Origin of the sequence: Streptomyces albus subsp. chlorinus (assembly GCF_013302895.1) — a bacterium.
Classification (GTDB): Bacteria; Actinomycetota; Actinomycetes; order Streptomycetales; family Streptomycetaceae; genus Streptomyces; species Streptomyces chlorinus.
On sequence record NZ_VJOK01000001.1, the window covers coordinates 1071729 to 1088942 of the forward strand.

Genomic DNA, 17214 nt, shown 5'->3' on the forward strand with positions numbered 1-17214 from the left:
GCGCTCGACCCGGTCCCGGCCGCCCAGGAAGCCCAGCTCCAGCAGGACCGCCAGGCCCACGACCTCGGCGCCGGTGCGCCGCAGGAGCTGGACGGAGGCCTCGGCGGTGCCGCCGGTGGCCAGCACGTCGTCGATCACCAGCACGCGGTCGCCCTCGGCCAGCCCCGCGGCGTGCACCTCGATCTGGGCACTGCCGTACTCCAGGTCGTACGCCTGGGAGAGCGTGGCCCCGGGGAGCTTGCCGGACTTGCGAACGGGCACGAAGCCGATGCCCGCGCGCACGGCCGCCGGTGCGCCGAGAATGAACCCGCGCGCCTCCAGTCCGACGATCTTCGTGGCGCGCAGCCTGCCCGCGATGCCCGCCAGCACCTCGGTGAGGGCGCCGAACGCCTCGGCGTCGGCGAGCAGCGGGGTGATGTCCTTGAACATCACGCCCGGCTTCGGGTAGTCCGGCACGTCGTGGATGCGGTCCGCCAGCAGGTCCCGCACATCGGCGGGGAGCAGGGGGGCGGCCGAGGAGTCGGTCGTGCTCATCGGCTCACCTGCGCTTTCCGGACGGCTTGCCGCGGCCCCGGCCGCGCGCGGGCGGCTGGCGCCGCTGCCCGGCGACGGCGCCGGCGGCGGGACGGCCACCGCGGCCGTTGTCGGCGGAGGCGGCGGGGGACCCGTCCTCGGAGTCGTCGCCGACCGGCCCGTCCTGGGGGTCGTCCGGCTCGTGGGACTCGCGCTCCGCCGCCTTGAGGCGCTTGGTGCGCACCCGCCGGGCGAGGGCCTTCATCTCCGGCTGCCGCTCCTTGAGGTCGGCGACCAGCGGGGTGGCGATGAAGATCGAGGAGTAGGCGCCGGCGGCCAGGCCGACGAACAGCGAGAGCGCGATGTCGTTGAGCATGCCGCCGCCGAGCATCCCGCCGCCGATGAACAGCAGGCCCGCCACCGGCAGCAGCGCGACGACGGTGGTGTTGATGGAACGCACCAGCGTTCCGTTGATGCTGCGGTTGGCGATCTCGCTGTAGGTGTACTTGGTCTGCTTGGTGATGTTCTTGCTGCCCTCTCTCAGACCGTCGAAGACGACGACGGTGTCGTAGAGGGAGTAGCCCAGGATCGTCAGGAGACCGATGACGGTTCCCGGTGTGACCTCGAAGCCCACGAGCGAGTAGACGCCGACCGTGATGGTGATGTCGTGGACGAGCGCGATGAGCGCGGCGAGCGCCATCCGCCACTCGAAGGCGATGGCGAGGTAGATCACCACCAGGATCATGAAGATCCCGAGACCCTGCCACGCCTTGCTGGCGATCTGCTCACCCCAGCTGGGGCCCACGAGCTGGGCGTCGATCTTCTCCGGGTTGACCTTAAGCTCGTCGGCCAGCTTCTCCTTGACCGCGGTGGAGGTCTTGGTGTCGACCTGCGCGATCTGGACGCGCTTACCGCCGTCGCCGAGTTCCTGGACGATGGCGGTGTGCCCGGAGACCTTCTCCGCGGCCTCGGTGGTCTTCTCCACGGAGACGGCCGTCTTGGGCGTGGTGAAGACGGCGCCGCCCTCGAACTCGATGCCCATGTTGAGCCCGCGGACCACGAGGCCCACGATCGCCGTGATCGTGATCAGGATCGAGACGCCGTACCAGATCTTGCGGTGCCCGATGAAGTCGTAGCCGACCTCACCGCGGTACAGCCGGGCGCCGAGAGTGCCGAGACGAGACATTCTCAGGCCTCCTTCGTGTCGGTGCTGACGGTACGGCGGCCGCGCCGCAGCGGCGGCCTGGCTCCGAGCCGCTTGGGGTCGAGACCGGACCAGGAGTGGCCGTCGGAGAAGAACTTCCGCCGGGCGAGCAGCGTCATGACCGGCTTGGTGAAGAAGAAGACCACGACGACGTCCAGCGCGGTGGTCAGACCCAGCGTGAACGCGAAGCCCTGGACCTTGCCGACGGTCACGATGAAGAGCACCGCCGCCGCCAGGAACGACACGAAGTCCGAGACCAGGATGGTGCGCCGCGCGCGCGGCCAGGCACGCTCCACCGCCGGCCGCAGGGTGCGGCGCTCCCGCACTTCGTCTCTGATGCGTTCGAAGTAGACGATGAACGAGTCCGCGGTGATACCGATCGCCACGATGGCACCGCAGACGGCCGGCAGGTTGAGCGCGAAGCCCATCGCCGGACCCAGCAACGTCATGATCGTGTATGTCAGAAGCGCGGAGACCAGCAGGCTGAGGATCGCGATCAGCGACAGGCCCCGGTAGTAGAACACCAGGTAGAGGACCACCAGGGCGAGCCCGATGGCGCCGGCGATGAGACCGGCCGTCAGCTGGTCGCTGCCGAGCGCCGCCGTGACGGTGGTGACGTCCGACTCCTCGAAGGAGAGCGGCAGGGCGCCGTAGGAGAGGATGTTGCCCAGCTCCTCGGCGGACTGCTGGGTGAAGCTGCCGGAGATCTCCGCGTTGTTCGTCAGCCGCTCGCGCACAGTCGGGGCCGACTGCACCTCGCCGTCCAGCGTGATGGCGAACTGGTTCTGCGGCTGCGGCTTGTTCATCAGCTTGCCGGTGATCTCACCGAACTGGTCGGAGCCCTTGTCGTTGAACGACATCTGGACGATCCACTGGCTGCGCTGCTGGTCGAAGACCGCCTTGGCCTTGCTGACATTCTTGCCCGGCACGGCGGCAGGACCGAGCGCGTACTTGATCGGCTCCTTGGCGTCACAGGCCACGATCGGCTCGGAGCCCTTGGCGTTCGCCGCCCTCTCGCTGGCCTTGGCGCGGGCTTCCTTCGTGCTGCAGTCCAGCGCGGCCAGCTTCTTGGCGAGAGCGGCGGGGACGCCCGGCTGCTGCGGCTGCTGGGGCGGCGTCGTGGGCGGCGGGCTCTTCTTGCCGCCGGACTGGCCGGGCGTGGGGGTGGGCTCCGCCGGAGCGGTCTTGGACATCAGACCCTCGGTGACGGCGCGGCCCTGCTGGCCGCCCTCCGCGGAGCCGCTGCCCTCGCCGTCCCTGGCCCCTTGGCCCGCTCCGTCGTCGGAGCCCTTCTCGGCGCTGTCCCCGGAGCTCTTGTCGCCGGAGCCTTTGTCACCGCTGCCGCCCGAGCCCTTGTCGGAGCCCTTCTCAGCGCCCTTCCCCGAGTCCCCGGACTTCTTCCCGGAGCCGGAGGGGTCGGGCTGCGGCACCTGCTGGCCCTTGCCCACCTGGGCCAGCGTCAGCACCGGGCGGAACGAGAGCTGTGCGGTGGTGCCGACCTGCTCGCGCGCCTGCTTGGAGTTGGTGCCCTTGGGGATGTTGACGATGATGTGCCGGTCGCCCTGGGTCTGCACCTCGGACTCGGTCACACCCAGACCGTTGACGCGCCGCTCGATGATGCTGACGGCGGTGTCCATGTTGGTCTTGTTGATCGCGTTGGGCTTGCCCGGCTGGTTCTTGGCCTCAAGCGTGATGCTGGTGCCGCCCGCGAGGTCGATACCCAACCGCGGCGCCTTGTGGCCGGAGGCGAACATTCCCCCGACCAGGCCGGCCATGACCAGCAGAATGAGCACTAGGGAGCGCCATGGCCTCCCGTTGGCGCCGGAGGCCCTGCGACCCCTCTTCGGTGCTGCCACCTTGTCGTCTCTCCCTGTCCAACCGCCCGTGCCGCCCCGCGAGTTCGGCCGGGCGCGGCACAGCGGCGCGCGAAGTGGTCTGTGGACGTGCTACGCCGCCGGACCCTTCGTCGATGGCCCGGCGGCGCTGACCTTACTTGGAGTCGGAGCCTTGGTCGCGCTTGCCGTCCTTCGCCTCGGCGGTGTCGGCGGTCTTCGCCGCCTCCGCCGCCGGCTCCTCGGAGGACTCCGCGGCGTCCGCGCCGTCCTTCTCCTCGGCGTTTTCGGTCTCGGCGTCCTTCTTGGAGAGGTCCAGCTTCGCGTCGGAGCCCTCGTCACTCCCGGTCAGCGAGGAAGCGTCGTCCGGGACCACCGTGTCGACCTCGAACTCGTCGCCCTCAGGGCCGTTCGTGATGCGGTCGAACTCCTCGTCGGACAGGACGGCGCCGATCGCGTTCTTGGCGAAGAGCGCGTGTGTGCCCGGCTCGATCTCCAGCAGGACGGTGTCCTCCCGGATCTCCTTGACAACGGCGTACATGCCCCCGATGGTCCGGATGCCCGTGCCGGGCTGCATCTGGTCACGCATCTGCATGGCCTGACGCTGCTTCTTCTTGGCGGAGCGGGTCATCAGGAACATGGCCCCGATGATCACGATGAACGGGAGCAGAGCAATAGGATCCACGGCGGAAGATATTCCTTCGCATGGCCGCGTCTCAGCGGCCTGGGTATTCGGGGTGGGCAGGCCTCCGCAAAGGGAGGGCGTCGGCGGAGTCTAAGCGAGCCTTCGCCGATGGAACAACGTCAAGCATGGCACCGAGGTTCCTGGCCCGACGAGTCTCCGCGCCGTCACCCTCCGAACAGGTCCTGCTGTCCAGGCCCTCCGGAAGTCCCCCGCGGGGACTGCTGGGGCGGGGTGAGCCCCATGTGAGCCCATGCGGCGGGTGTGGCGACGCGACCACGCGGTGTACGGGCCAGCAGTCCCTCGCGGACGAGGAACGGCTCGGCTACCTCCTCCACTGTCTCACGCTCCTCCCCGACGGCGACGGCGAGCGTGGAGAGCCCCACGGGACCGCCGCCGAAGAGCTTCAGCAGGGCGCCGAGCACCGCCCGGTCGAGCCGGTCGAGACCTCGCCCGTCCACCTCGTAGACCTGGAGCGCGGCGGCCGCGATCTCCCTGGTGATCACACCGTCCGCCTTGACCTGCGCGTAGTCCCTCACTCTGCGCAGCAGCCGGTTGGCGATGCGTGGCGTGCCACGGGAGCGGCCGGCGATCTCCACCGCTCCCTCGGGGTCCGTGCGGACCTCCAGCAGCTGGGCCGAGCGGCGCACCACCTGCTCCAGCTCGGCGGGCTCGTAGAACTCCATGTGCGCCGTGAACCCGAACCGGTCACGCAGCGGCGGGGGCAGCAGCCCGGCGCGGGTGGTGGCGCCGACGAGCGTGAACGGCGGCAGCTCCAGGGGAATGGCCGTCGCGCCCGGGCCCTTGCCGACGATCACATCGACGCGGAAGTCCTCCATGGCCATGTAGAGCATCTCCTCGGCCGGGCGGGACATCCGGTGGATCTCGTCGAGGAAGAGCACCTCGCCCTCCTGGAGGGAGGAGAGGATCGCCGCGAGGTCGCCCGCGTGCTGGATCGCGGGGCCCGAGGTGATGCGGATGGGGGCGCCCATCTCCGCTGCGATGATCATGGAGAGCGTCGTCTTGCCGAGGCCGGGCGCGCCGGACAGCAGCACGTGGTCGGCGGTGCCGCCGCGCGCCCGCGCGGCCCGCAGCACCAGGTCGAGCTGCTCGCGCACCTTGGGCTGCCCGATGAACTCGGACAGCTGCTTGGGCCGCAGCGCGGCCTCCACGGCCTGCTCCTCGCTGTCGACCTGCGCGTCGACCAGCCGCTCCTCGGAGTTCATGCCCGGCACCTCCTCGCCTCGCGGGCCTCGGCCTGCCACCGGCCCCTGCCCCGGTACGCCGCGGCGCTCGTGTCCCCCACCCGTCTCACCGCGCCCGGTTGAGCGAGCGCAGCGCGGCCTTCAGCAGCGCCCCCACATCGGGCGTGCCGCCGTCCGCCTCGGCCTGCGGCCCCACCGCCGCGACCGCGTCGTCGGCCTCCCGGGTGGCGTACCCCAACCCGACCAGCGCCGCGTGGAGTTGCTCCTTCCAGCCGGGCGCGGGGGACGCGGCCCCGCGCGCGGCGGGCACCGTCCCCGAGGGCTCGCCGAGCCGGTCCTTCAGCTCCAGCAGCAGTTTCTGCGCGCCCTTCTTGCCGATGCCGGGGACGGCGGTCAGCGCCTTCTCGTCCCCGCCGGCGACCGCCGTGCGCAGCGCGTCCGGGCTGTGCACCGCCAGCATGGCCTGCGCCAGCCGGGGGCCCACCCCGCTGGCGGTCTGCAGCAGTTCGAAGACCTGCCGTTCGTCGTCGTCGGCGAAGCCGTAGAGGGTCAGCGAGTCCTCCCGTACGACCAGGGAGGTGGCGAGCCGGGCGGGCTCGCCCGTCCGCAGACCGGCGAGCGTGGCGGGCGTGCACTGGACCGCCATGCCGACCCCGCCGACCTCGATCACGGCGGAGCCGGGGCCGAGCGCGGCGACGGGTCCCGAGACGAAGGCGATCATCGGAGGGTGCCTTTCCTGCGCTGCGTACGGTGGGCGGAGGCGGACTGCTGGGCGGCGACGGCCTGTTGCAACCGGTTGTGCGCGGGTGCCCGCCAGATGTGGCAGACCGCCAGGGCCAGCGCGTCCGCCGCGTCGGCGGGTCTGGGCGGCGCGGCGAGCCGCAGCACGCGGGTCACCATCGCGCCGACCTGGTCCTTGCCGGCCCGGCCCGAACCGGTCACGGCGGCCTTGACCTCGCTGGGGGTGTGCAGGGCGACCGGCAGCCCGCGCCGGGCGGCGCACAGCATCGCGACGGCGCTGGCCTGTGCCGTTCCCATCACCGTGCGGACGTTGTGCTGGCTGAAGACCCGCTCCACCGCGACGGCTTCGGGGCGGTGCTCCTCCAGCCACTCCTCCAGCCCGCGCTCGATCAGCACCAGCCGCTCGGGGACCTCCGCCTCGGCGGGTGTGCGGATCACGCCGACGCCGGCCATGGTCAGCGGCCGGCCCGCGACGCCCTCGACCACGCCGACGCCGCAGCGGGTCAGCCCCGGGTCGACCCCCAGCACGCGCAACGCCGCCCCCTTCCTCGAAGGTTCCGCTCCCTGAGCCCGTCTACCCGAAGGTGCTCGATCTTGCTCCCGCAGGCTATAGCCGGGCACTGACATCGGCCGACGGCCCGGCGGAGGTGTGTCTCCGCCGGGCCGTCGAAGCCCGGGAGCGGGAGCGCCGCCGGACCGGGTCCGCGGGCCCCTCCCGTGTGCCGGGTGCGCCTCCCGGAGGCAGCGGGCGCCGTGCGGCGCCGGGCGGGTTACGCGTCGACCTTCGCCATCACGTCGTCGGGCACGTCGAAGTTGGCGAAGACGTTCTGCACGTCGTCGCTGTCGTCGAGCGCGTCGATCAGCTTGAAGATCTTGCGCGCGCCCTCCTCGTCCAGCTCGACCTGCATGCTGGGCACGAAGCTGACCTCGGCCGAGTCGTAGTCGATCCCGGCGTCCACGAGGGCGGTGCGCACGGCGACCAGGTCGGTGGCCTCGCTGATCACCTCGAAGTTCTCCCCGAGGTCGTTGACCTCCTCGACGCCCGCCTCCAAAGCGGCCTCCAGGACGTCGTCCTCGCTCCGGCCGTTCTTGGGGACGAGGACGACACCCTTGCGGTTGAAGAGGTAGGAGACCGAGCCCGGGTCGGCCATCGAACCGCCGTTGCGGGTCATGGCGACGCGGACGTCGGACGCCGCGCGGTTGCGGTTGTCGGTCAGGCACTCGATCAGGACGGCCACGCCGTTGGGACCGTAGCCCTCGTACATGATCGTCTCGTAGTCGGCGCCGCCGGCTTCCAGGCCCGCGCCGCGCTTGACCGCGCTGTCGATGTTCTTGTTGGGAACCGACTGCTTCTTCGCCTTCTGGATGGCGTCGTAGAGCGTGGGGTTGCCCTCCGGGTCGGCGCCGCCCATCCGCGCCGCGACCTCGATGTTCTTGATCAGCTTCGCGAAGAGCTTGCCGCGCTTGGCATCGATCACGGCCTTCTTGTGCTTGGTGGTAGCCCACTTAGAGTGGCCGGACACAGCCTCGCTCCTTCACAGTCCCAACTTCTCTCGACGCGGGAATCCTACCGTCAGCCACTCAGTGTGCCGACCGCACCATCTGTGTGAACAGCGCGTGCACCCTGTGGTCGCCGGTCAGTTCCGGGTGGAAGGCGGTGGCCAGCAGGCTGCCCTGGCGCACGGCCACCGGATGACCGTCGTAGGAGGCGAGGACCTCCGCCGCCGCGCCGGTGGACTCGACCCAGGGCGCGCGGATGAAGACGCCCTCGACGGGTCCGCCCTCCACGGCCGCCATCGCGACGGCCGCCTCGAAGGACTCGTTCTGCCGGCCGAAGGCGTTGCGGCGCACGATCATGTCGATGCCGCCGACGGTCTCCTGCCCCGAGCGCGGGTCCAGGATCTTGTCGGCCAGCATGATCATGCCGGCGCACGAGCCGTACGCGGGCATCCCCTGGGACACCCGCTCACGGAGCCGGTCCATGAGGCCGAACGTGACGGCGAGCTTGCTGATCGTGGTCGACTCGCCGCCGGGGATGACGAGGCCCGCCACCTCGTCCAGCTCCTCGGGCCGCCTGACCTGGACGGGGCGGGCACCGGATGCCTGGAGGGCGGCGAGGTGTTCACGGACGTCGCCCTGGAGGGCGAGGACACCGATGACTGGCTCAGACATGTTGCTCAGGTCCTTCTGGGGGCGCCTTGGCGGTGGGGATGCCGGGAACCCCGCGCCGGGACGGGCCGAGGCACCGCCCGGCGCGGGGACGCGTCGTCACCAGCCGCGGTTGGCGTAGCGCTCGCCCTCCGGGAGGGTGTCGCAGTTGATGCCGACCATGGCCTCGCCCAGACCGCGGGAGGCATCGGCGATGATCTTGGGGTCGTCGTAGAAGGTGGTGGCCTTCACGATGGCGGCGGCGCGCTTGGCCGGGTCCCCGGACTTGAAGATGCCGGAGCCCACGAAGACGCCCTCCGCGCCGAGCTGGCGCATCAGCGCCGCGTCCGCCGGGGTGGCCACGCCGCCCGCCGAGAAGAGGACGACCGGCAGCTTGCCCGCCGCCGCGACCTCCTTGACCAGCTCGTAGGGGGCACGCAGCTCCTTCGCGGCGGCGTACAGCTCGTTGTCGTCCAGGACGGTCAGCCTGCCGATCTCGTTCTTGATCTGGCGCATGTGGCGGACGGCCTCGACGACGTTGCCGGTGCCCGCCTCGCCCTTGGAGCGGATCATGGCCGCGCCCTCGGCGATACGGCGCAGGGCCTCGCCGAGGTTGGTGGCGCCGCAGACGAACGGCGTGGTGAAGGCGAACTTGTCGCTGTGGTTGACCTCGTCGGCCGGGGTGAGCACCTCGGACTCGTCGATGTAGTCGACCCCCAGCGCCTGGAGGACCTGGGCCTCCACGAGGTGGCCGATCCGGGCCTTGGCCATGACCGGGATGGAGACGGCGTCGATGATGCCCTCGATCATGTCGGGGTCGGACATCCGCGCCACGCCGCCGTCCTTGCGGATGTCGGCGGGCACGCGCTCCAGCGCCATGACGGCGACGGCACCCGAATCCTCGGCGATCTTCGCCTGCTCCGGGGTGACGACGTCCATGATCACGCCGCCCTTGAGCTGCTCGGCCATGCCCCGCTTGACGCGGGCGGTGCCGGTCTCGGGCCGCGGCGCGGCAGACGTCGAGGATGCGGTGGCAGTGGACGGAGTTGTCACGTTCGACCTCGCTGAAAGGGGAGAGTACGGCGGGCCCTTTCCTCCTCGGGCCCGAGGGCCACTGTCGCCAAGCGGTGTCACCTGCGAAAAGGGCCAATCGCAGGGCTGTGGCCTGCACTCACCGGGGCCGGTGGCCCCCTCACCCTTCGGAGTCGTGTCCCCGGTCGGCCAGCACCGGCGGCGGCTCGTCGTCCATCTCGAACGCCAGCGGGAACGGCGCGTGCCCCGCCAGCCGGAACCAGCGGACCTTGCGGTGCCGGCGCAGCGCCCGTGCGGCCCGTACCGCGTCGTTGTGGAAGCGGCGGGCCATGGGCACCCTGCGCACCGCCGCGCTCAGCTCCTTCGCCGTCTCCTGGCCGCCGGGGGCCGCGCGGACGGCCTCGAGCTGCGCGCTCTCGGCGAAGACGGCCCGCAGCGCCTGGCTCAGTTCGCTCTCGGCGACCTCGCGGTGCTCCTCCTCGGCCTGCCGCGCCTCGTGCGCCGCCTGGTAGAGGACCATCGAGGCGGCCGGGTCGAGCACGCCCGCGGTGGCCAGCTCCTGGGTGATGGAGGCGCGGCGCAGCAAGGTGGCGTCCAGCGCGGCCCTGGCCGCGTCGATCCGGGCGTGCAGCCTGTCCAGGCGTCCCGCCGTCCAGCTCAGGTAGACGCCGACGAGCAGCAGCGCGACGACGATCCAGATGACGGTGGTGAGGGTCGGCATCGTCAGTTTCCGTCCTCGGGTTCTCGGGCGGCGGCCCGCGCGTCCGGGCCGTCAGTCACGGGCCAGGCCGAGGCGGGCGCGCAGCCCGGTGCGCTCGTCGGGGGCGACGGAGGCGGCACCGTCGGTGACCGTCTCGTACACGGCGAGGATGTCGGCGCCGACGGTGGACCAGTCGAACCGCCGCACGTAGCGGGTGCCGCGCTCGCGCAGGCCGGCCCGGCGCCCGGGGTCGGCCAGGAGCCGGACGGCGGCGGCGGCCAGCTCCTCGGCCCGCCCGACGGGGAACAGCTCGCCGGCCTCTCCCCCGTCGAGCACCTGCTCGAAGGCGTCCAGGTCGCTGGCGAGCACCGGCGCCCCGGCGGACATGGCCTCCACCAGGATGATTCCGAAGGACTCGCCGCCGGTGTTGGGCGCGACGTACAGGTCGACGCTGCGCAGCAGCCGGGCCTTGTCCTCGTCGCTGACCATGCCGAGGAACTCCACGTTCTCCCGCATGGCGCGCGGCAGGTCGGCGACGGCTTCCTGCTCGTCGCCCCGCCCCGCGACCAGCAGCCGGGTGCCGGGAGCCGCCTCCAGGATGGCGGGCAGCGCCTTCATCAGCACCGGCAGCCCTTTGCGGGGCTCGTCGATGCGGCCGATGAACCCGATCGTGTGACCTTCGGGCCCGCCCTGCCACTCCTGCTTGGGTTCGGCGTCCGCGAAGAACCGCACATCCACCCCGTTGGGGATGGTCACCGCGTCGCCTCCCAGGTGCTCGACCAGGGTGCGGCGGGCGTACTCGCTCACCGCGATGCGCGCGCTGATCTTCTCCAGCGCGGGCTGGAGGATCGGATACGCCGCGATCATCGCCCGCGAGCGCGGGTTGGAGGTGTGGAAGGTGGCCACGATCGGGCCCTGCGCCGCCCAGCAGGCCAGCAGCGCCAGCGAGGGCGTGGCGGGCTCGTGGATGTGCAGGACGTCGAAGTCCCCCTCGTGCACCCAGCGGCGGACCCGGGCCGCCGACAGGAAGCCGAAGTTCAGCCGCGCCACCGAACCGTTATACGGGACGGGCACGGCGCGCCCCGCCGAGACGACATAGGGCGGCAGCGGCGTCTCGTCGTCCGAGGGGGCCAGCACGGACACCTCGTGCCCCAGCCGGATCAGGTGCTCGGCCAGATCGCGCACGTGGAACTGGACGCCGCCGGGCACGTCCCACGAGTACGGGCACACGACGCCGATCCTCATCCCCGCCTCCGCTCGCCCGCACCCCGTGCCGGCTCCAGATCGGCGAGCCAGAAGCGCTGGAGCATGTGCCAGTCCTCGGGGTGCGCGGCGATGCCCGCGGCGAACGTGTCGGCCAGGGTCTGCGTCATGGCCGCCACCCGCTCCATCCGTCCCTCGATGTCCGGGACGGGGACCGGCTCGTGGACCCGGGCGCACATGGCGGGCGAGGCGTCGTCGTACCACAGCGTGACCGGCATCAGCCGGGCGCCGGTCTGCTGTGCCAGCAGCGCCGGACCGGCCGGCATCCGGGTGGCCTCCCCGAAGAACGTGACCTCGACGCCGCTGGCGGACAGGTCCCGGTCGGCGACCAGGCAGACCAGGCCGCCCGCGCGCAGGCGCCGCGCCAGCGTGCCGAAGGCGGTCGCGCCGCCGTGCGGCAGCACCTCCATGCCCAGGCTCTCGCGGTAGGCGACGAACCGGTCGTAGAGGCTCTCCGGCTTCAAGCGCTCGGCGACCGTGGTGAAGGGCGTCCGGGTGGCCGTCACCGCCCAGGCCCCGGCCAGGTCCCAGTTGGCCATGTGGGGCAGTGCCAATATGACGCCGCGCCCGGCGGCCAGGCCGTCGGTCAGGTGGTGCAGGCCCTCCACGGAGACGCTGCGCAGCAGTTGGTGCTCGCTGTAGGAGGGCAGCCGGAAGGACTCCATCCAGTAGCGCATGTAGGAGCGCATCCCGGCCTGCGAGAGGCGCCGCAGCCGGGCGGGCGAGGCGTCGGGGACCACCCGCGCCAGATTGGCCTCCAGCCGTCTGACGCCCTTGCCGTGGCGCCGCCACACGTTGTCGGCGATCCGGCGGCCCAGCGCCTGGGCGGCGGGCTCGGGCAGCTTCTTCACCCCGGCCCAGCCCAGCCCGTAGAGCGAGTCGGTGAGCTGGTCGCGCAGCGGGCTCACACCGTCCTCCCCTTCTCCTGGGCCTCGCCCTCGTTCTCCCGGGCCTGGGCCTGGGCGTCGGCCTCGGCGGCCTCACGGCGCACCGTCACCACACGCTGGCCGAGGGTCACGGCGCTGCCCACGGCGACCACCCACAGCGCGATCGGCAGCAGAACACCGATATGGGGGACGCCGAAGGACTTCTCGAAGCCTGAGAAGCCCGCCAGCACCAGTGTGATCACCAGCCGTTCCGACCGCTCCACCAGGCCGTTGACGTCCACCGGCAGCCCGATGCTCTCGCCCCGCGCCTTGGTGTAGGAGACGACCTGGCCGCTGGCCAGGCAGAACAGCGTCACCGCGCACAGCACCAGGTCGTCGCCGCGCCCGGCGTACCACAGCGCGATCCCGCCGAAGACGGCCGCGTCCGCGACCCGGTCGAGCGTCGAGTCGAGGAAGGCCCCCCAGCGGCTGGAGCGGCCCAGCTGGCGCGCCATGTTGCCGTCGAGCATGTCCGAGAAGACGAACAGCGTGATGACGACGGTGCCCCAGAAGAACTCCCCGATCGGGTAGAAGATCAGGGCACCCGCCGTCACTCCGCAGGTACCGATCAGGGTGACGACGTCGGGCGTCACTCCCAGCCGCAGCAGCAGCGAGGCGAACGGGGTGAGGACACGCGTGAAGAAGGCACGCGCGTACTTGTTCAGCATGACCGTCCCTGGTACGTCGAGAGCGAGCCGGATGACGGTGTGGCCACCGGGTGGCCCATCGTAGCCACGCCCCGACAGCGCCCGGCGCACACGGTCGGGTAGCGCCGCCTTCCCCGGACGGGCACCTCACGGCCCGCGGCGTGTCCCACGTATGGACGCCTCACGGCAGCGGTGGAAAGCTCGAAAGCACCGGTGGTCTTCGCGACCCCTCGGCCCCTCCAGCGCGCTCCAGCAGGTGACGACCGGAAGGCGGGACACATGGCCGACAAAGCGAACGCACACCCCGGAGCCGCCGGCAGGGCAGCGGCGGCCGACCACCCCGCGTCGATACGGAACGTGGTACTGGTCGGCCACAGCGGAGCCGGCAAGACGACTCTGGTCGAGTCCCTCGCCCTCGCCTCGGGTGCGCTCACCCGGCCCGGCCGGGTGCAGGACGGCACCTCCCTGTCCGACTACGACGAGATCGAGCACCGCCAGCAGCGCTCCGTACAGCTCTCGCTGGTGCCGGTCGCCTGGAACGGCATCCGCGTCAACCTCCTGGACACCCCCGGCTACGCGGACTTCGTCGGCGAGCTGCGGGCGGGCCTGAGGGCGGCGGATGCCGCCCTCTTCGTCGTCTCGGCCGCCGACGGGGTGGACGGTGCGACCCGCCTGGTCTGGCAGGAGTGCGCCGCGGTGGGGATGCCCCGGGCCATCGTCGTCACCCACCTGGACGCGGCCCGGGCCGGCTTCGAGGAGATGACCGAGGTGTGCCGGCGGGAGCTGGGCGGCACCGACCCCGACGCCGTCCTCCCGCTCTACCTGCCCGCGCTCGGCGAACGCCGCTCGGACGGCACAGCGCCGGTCACCGGCCTGGTCGGACTGCTCTCCCAGCGGCTGTTCGACTACAGCGGCGGACAGCGCACCGAACGCGCCCTCGACGACGGCCAGCTGCCGCCGATGCGGGAGGCGAGGAACCGGCTGATCGAGGGCATCATCGCGCAGAGCGAGGACGAGACCCTGATGGACCGCTACCTCGGCGGCGAGGAGTGCGACGTCAAGACCCTCATCGAGGACCTGGAGAAGGCGGTGGCCCGCGGCGTCTTCCACCCCGTGCTGGCCGCCGCGCCCGCCGGGGACGGCAGCCGGCAGGGGCTGGGCACCGTGGAGCTGCTGGAGCTGATCACGGGCGGCTTCCCCACCCCGGAGGAGCACGGCATCCCCCCGGTCACCACCCCGGACGGCGCGCCGAGGCCCGCCCTGACGTGCGATCCGGCGGGCCCCCTCGTCGCCGAGGTCGTCAAGACCTCCTCCGACCCCTACGTCGGCCGCCTCTCCCTCGTCCGCGTCTTCTCCGGCACCCTGCGCCCCGACGAGACCGTGCACGTCTCCGGGCACGGCATGGCGGACCGGGGCCACGAGGACCACGACGTCGACGAGCGCGTCGGCGCGCTGTCCGCGCCCTTCGGCAAGCAGCAGCGGGTCCTGGAAGCGGCCATCGCCGGCGACCTGGCGTGCGTGGCCAAGCTCGGCCGCGCCGAGACCGGCGACACCCTCTCCGCCAAGGAGGCGCCACTGCTCATGGCTCCCTGGACGATGCCCGACCCGCTGCTGCCCGTCGCCATCGAGGCGCACAGCAAGGCGGACGAGGACAAGCTCTCCCAGGGGCTGGCCCGGCTGGTGGCCGAGGACCCGACGATGCGGCTGGAGCAGAACCCGGACACCCATCAGCTCGTCCTGTGGTGCATGGGCGAGGCGCACCGCGAAGTCGCCCTGGAACGGCTGCGCTCGCGCTTCGGCGTGCAGGTGGACACCGTCCCCCACAAGGTGCCGTTGCGCGAGACGTTCGCCCAGCCCGCCACCGGACGCGGCAGGCACGTCAAGCAGTCGGGCGGGCACGGGCAGTTCGCGATCTGCGAGATCACCGTGGAGCCGCTGCCGGGCGGCTCCGGGATCGAGTTCGTCGACAAGGTCGTGGGCGGCGCGGTGCCCCGCCAGTTCATCCCTTCGGTGGAGAAGGGCGTCCGCGCCCAGGCCGCCAGGGGCGTCACCTCCGGCTACCCGCTGGTGGACGTCCGCGTGACACTGTTCGACGGCAAGGCGCACTCCGTCGACTCCTCCGACGCGGCCTTCCAGACGGCGGGCGCACTGGCCCTGCGCGAGTGCGCGGCCCAGGCGAGGACCCTCCTGCTGGAACCGGTGGCCGACGTGGAGGTCACCGTCCCCGACGACTACGTGGGCGCCGTGATGAGCGACCTGTCCTCACGGCGCGGCCGGGTGCTGGGAACCGAACAGGCGGACGCGGGCAGCACGGTGGTGCGCGCCTGCGTCCCCGAGATCGAGATGAGCCGGTACGCGGTGGACCTGCGCTCCATGTCGCACGGCACCGGCCGCTTCTCCCGTGCGTACGCGCGGCATGAGCCGATGCCCCAGCAGCAGGCCGCCCGCGTCCTGGAAGCGGAGGGCGGCACGGCCGCAGGTCGCTGAGACGGCGGTCGCTCGGACGGGTTCGGCTGAGGCAAGATGTGTGCCGACCACGGCAGTTGGGAAGCCGTCGTGGTCGGCGGCACTTTTCGCCGGTTCCCGCCGTCCCGGCGAGCGCCGCCCAGCCAGATCCGAGCGGAGTGGGGGCCCAGTGGCCGGATTCGACGACCTCAGCAGTCAGACCGACGCGGCGTCCGACTTCTCCCCAGGCGCCCAGATCCCGCTGTCCGGTCCCGGCCAGAGCGGACAGACGGCCGCTACCCAGGCCCTGGCCTCGGCCGCCTACCGCGACGACGAGATAGAGAAGCTCATCGCGGCCAACCCCGAGGCGAGCTTCAAGAAACCCAAGATCGCGCTGTTCGAGCCCAATCTCGGCGAGGCGTTCGCACGCGCCGTCCAGACACGGCTGCTCGGCGGGGCGCGAGCCCCGCTCATCCAGTCCTTCGGCATCGAGCCGCAGACGGTCGTCGAGCACTGTCTGGCGGCCACCCGTGTACGCAAACAGCGCGACGCGCGACTGTCCCTGGTCATGGTGCTCTTCGGGCTGCTCTTCCTGCCCGGTGTGGTGCTGTGGCTGTTCGCCTTCCAGTTGCGCCGGATGCTCGCCGGCTCCAAGGACCGGCGCGCCGGGGCACTCGGCATGGTGGTACTGGTCGCCGTCGGCGCGCTGGTGGTGCTCTTCGCCGTCAAACTGCCGTTCAGCGGCTTCTGGGGCGTCTATCTGCGCGCCATGCTGGTCGCCCCTGTCATCGGCGGCGTCTGGGCCAAGCAGATCTGCGAACGCTACGCCAAGGACCTGCGCGGCCGCTGGGAGAGCCTGCTGGGCGGCGCCGGCGTCGGCGCCAAGATCCCGGAGGCGGTCCCGCAGGACCCCGGCGACGCCGGCGCGGAGCGCATCCGCCTGGGCCTCGCCAAGGTGGCCGCCGAGCAGGCCAGCAACCTCGTCTACTACGCGGGCCCCAAGGGCATACTCGGCATGGGCACTCGCTGGGGCAGCTGGCAGCTCGCCGAGGAGCTGGTCCCGGCCCGCGAGGGCGAGGACATCCACCCGTTCCGCAGCTGGGACGTCATCCGCGCCATCCACGACCAGCTCCGCATGCTGGAGCGCGGCCCCCTGCACACCGGCGGCTTCCCCACCCCCTCGATACGGCACTGGATCGTCTCCCCCATCGCCGAGGGCGCCAAGGCGGTCAAGCGCCCCGAGGGCCAGGAGGTCGACGGTTACCGCATCAAGGACTTCGAGATACAGCGCATCTGCAACGAGCAGCAGTTCGGCGCCGGCAACCGGCACTACCTGGGCGTCCAGTTCGTGCTGTGGGACGGCCAGTTGGTCATCACCCTGCTGATCAGCGTCACCGTGCTGCACCACACGCTGCGCATCGAGGTCACCGGTCACGCACTCGGCCCGGTGGACGGGCTGTTCACCAGCGGGCCGAAGGCCAAGACCAAGGAGGTCTCCAAGAGCGTCAAGTTCTGGGAGACCCGCACGGTCAACCTGCCGCTGGTGGAGACGAACGAGGTCGTGCGCCTCAGCGCCCGCGCCCCCTTCACCTGGTTCCCGCCCGTGCTGGACTTCCTCGGCGGCAAGCTCTCGCTGCCCGAGCCGTTCGGACTGCGGCACGCCTGGGCGAAGCAGCCGTGGCGGCACCGCTTCATGGCCGACGACGCCATGCGGGCCGCCACCCCGGTGCTGCGGGTCGTCCACGCCGCCGCCCTCAAGGTGCTGGAGGAGAACGGCTGCAACGTGGAGAAGTTCGGCAGCCGCTCCCTGAACCTCAGCGCGGCGGTGCAGGACGCCAAGCCGATGAAGGCGGACGTCTACGACGCGTGACGGGCC

General features: G+C 71.7%; 16 protein-coding genes. 2 read left to right on the plus strand and 14 right to left on the minus strand.

Going from position 1 to position 17214, the window contains the following annotated elements:
• From FM076_RS04930 to pgsA, 14 genes are all read right to left on the minus strand, one after another.
• Nucleotides 1-534 (minus strand): adenine phosphoribosyltransferase (locus tag FM076_RS04930; protein WP_173868704.1); only part of this gene is annotated, 534 nt, incomplete at its 3' end.
• Nucleotides 535-538: 4 nt separating this feature from the next.
• Nucleotides 539-1699, minus strand: a complete 1161-nt coding sequence (gene secF / locus FM076_RS04935) for a protein translocase subunit SecF (RefSeq protein WP_173868705.1) — start codon at nucleotides 1697-1699, stop codon at nucleotides 539-541.
• A 2-nt stretch (nucleotides 1700-1701) separates the two neighbouring features.
• The gene (gene secD / locus FM076_RS04940) at nucleotides 1702-3573 is read right to left on the minus strand and encodes a protein translocase subunit SecD (RefSeq protein ID WP_173868706.1); all 1872 of its coding nucleotides are present in this window, start codon (nucleotides 3571-3573) and stop codon (nucleotides 1702-1704) included.
• 133 nt (nucleotides 3574-3706) lie between these two features.
• A complete protein-coding gene (yajC, locus tag FM076_RS04945) occupies nucleotides 3707-4234 on the minus strand; it encodes a preprotein translocase subunit YajC (protein ID WP_173868707.1) in 528 nt (175 codons plus the stop codon).
• A 164-nt stretch (nucleotides 4235-4398) separates the two neighbouring features.
• On the minus strand, nucleotides 4399-5457 hold the full coding sequence (ruvB, locus tag FM076_RS04950) for a Holliday junction branch migration DNA helicase RuvB (protein ID WP_173868708.1): 1059 nt from the start codon (nucleotides 5455-5457) through the stop codon (nucleotides 4399-4401).
• Between the two features lie 85 nt (nucleotides 5458-5542).
• Complete coding sequence (gene ruvA, locus FM076_RS04955; RefSeq protein ID WP_173868709.1) at nucleotides 5543-6157, minus strand: Holliday junction branch migration protein RuvA; 615 nt, start codon at nucleotides 6155-6157, stop codon at nucleotides 5543-5545.
• The gene (gene ruvC, locus FM076_RS04960; RefSeq protein WP_173868710.1) at nucleotides 6154-6711 is read right to left on the minus strand and encodes a crossover junction endodeoxyribonuclease RuvC; all 558 of its coding nucleotides are present in this window, start codon (nucleotides 6709-6711) and stop codon (nucleotides 6154-6156) included. Before ruvC ends, ruvA begins: the two co-directional genes overlap by 4 nt.
• A gap of 236 nt (nucleotides 6712-6947) precedes the next feature.
• Nucleotides 6948-7700 carry a YebC/PmpR family DNA-binding transcriptional regulator gene (locus tag FM076_RS04965; RefSeq protein ID WP_173868711.1) on the minus strand — a complete coding sequence of 251 codons (753 nt, stop codon included), beginning with the start codon at nucleotides 7698-7700 and terminating at the stop codon, nucleotides 6948-6950.
• Between the two features lie 58 nt (nucleotides 7701-7758).
• Nucleotides 7759-8349: a pyridoxal 5'-phosphate synthase glutaminase subunit PdxT gene (pdxT, locus tag FM076_RS04970; RefSeq protein WP_173868712.1), complete on the minus strand. Its 591-nt coding sequence runs from the start codon at nucleotides 8347-8349 to the stop codon at nucleotides 7759-7761.
• Between the two features lie 96 nt (nucleotides 8350-8445).
• Complete coding sequence (pdxS, locus tag FM076_RS04975) at nucleotides 8446-9378, minus strand: pyridoxal 5'-phosphate synthase lyase subunit PdxS (protein ID WP_173868713.1); 933 nt, start codon at nucleotides 9376-9378, stop codon at nucleotides 8446-8448.
• A 139-nt stretch (nucleotides 9379-9517) separates the two neighbouring features.
• Nucleotides 9518-10078 carry a hypothetical protein gene (locus tag FM076_RS04980; RefSeq protein ID WP_173868714.1) on the minus strand — a complete coding sequence of 187 codons (561 nt, stop codon included), beginning with the start codon at nucleotides 10076-10078 and terminating at the stop codon, nucleotides 9518-9520.
• Between the two features lie 51 nt (nucleotides 10079-10129).
• Nucleotides 10130-11302: a glycosyltransferase family 4 protein gene (locus FM076_RS04985; protein WP_173868715.1), complete on the minus strand. Its 1173-nt coding sequence runs from the start codon at nucleotides 11300-11302 to the stop codon at nucleotides 10130-10132.
• Nucleotides 11299-12228: a phosphatidylinositol mannoside acyltransferase gene (locus tag FM076_RS04990; protein ID WP_173868716.1), complete on the minus strand. Its 930-nt coding sequence runs from the start codon at nucleotides 12226-12228 to the stop codon at nucleotides 11299-11301. The genes FM076_RS04985 and FM076_RS04990 overlap by 4 nt, the downstream gene beginning before the upstream one ends.
• Nucleotides 12225-12914, minus strand: coding sequence for a phosphatidylinositol phosphate synthase (pgsA, locus tag FM076_RS04995; RefSeq protein WP_173868717.1), 690 nt, complete (start codon nucleotides 12912-12914; stop codon nucleotides 12225-12227). Before pgsA ends, FM076_RS04990 begins: the two co-directional genes overlap by 4 nt.
• Nucleotides 12915-13172: 258 nt before the next feature.
• On the opposite strand from pgsA, the gene FM076_RS05000 reads away from it, so the two are divergent.
• Nucleotides 13173-15380: an elongation factor G-like protein EF-G2 gene (locus FM076_RS05000; protein ID WP_173868718.1), complete on the plus strand. Its 2208-nt coding sequence runs from the start codon at nucleotides 13173-13175 to the stop codon at nucleotides 15378-15380.
• 148 nt (nucleotides 15381-15528) lie between these two features.
• Nucleotides 15529-17208: a hypothetical protein gene (locus tag FM076_RS05005; RefSeq protein ID WP_173868719.1), complete on the plus strand. Its 1680-nt coding sequence runs from the start codon at nucleotides 15529-15531 to the stop codon at nucleotides 17206-17208.
• Nucleotides 17209-17214: the final 6 nt, after the last annotated feature.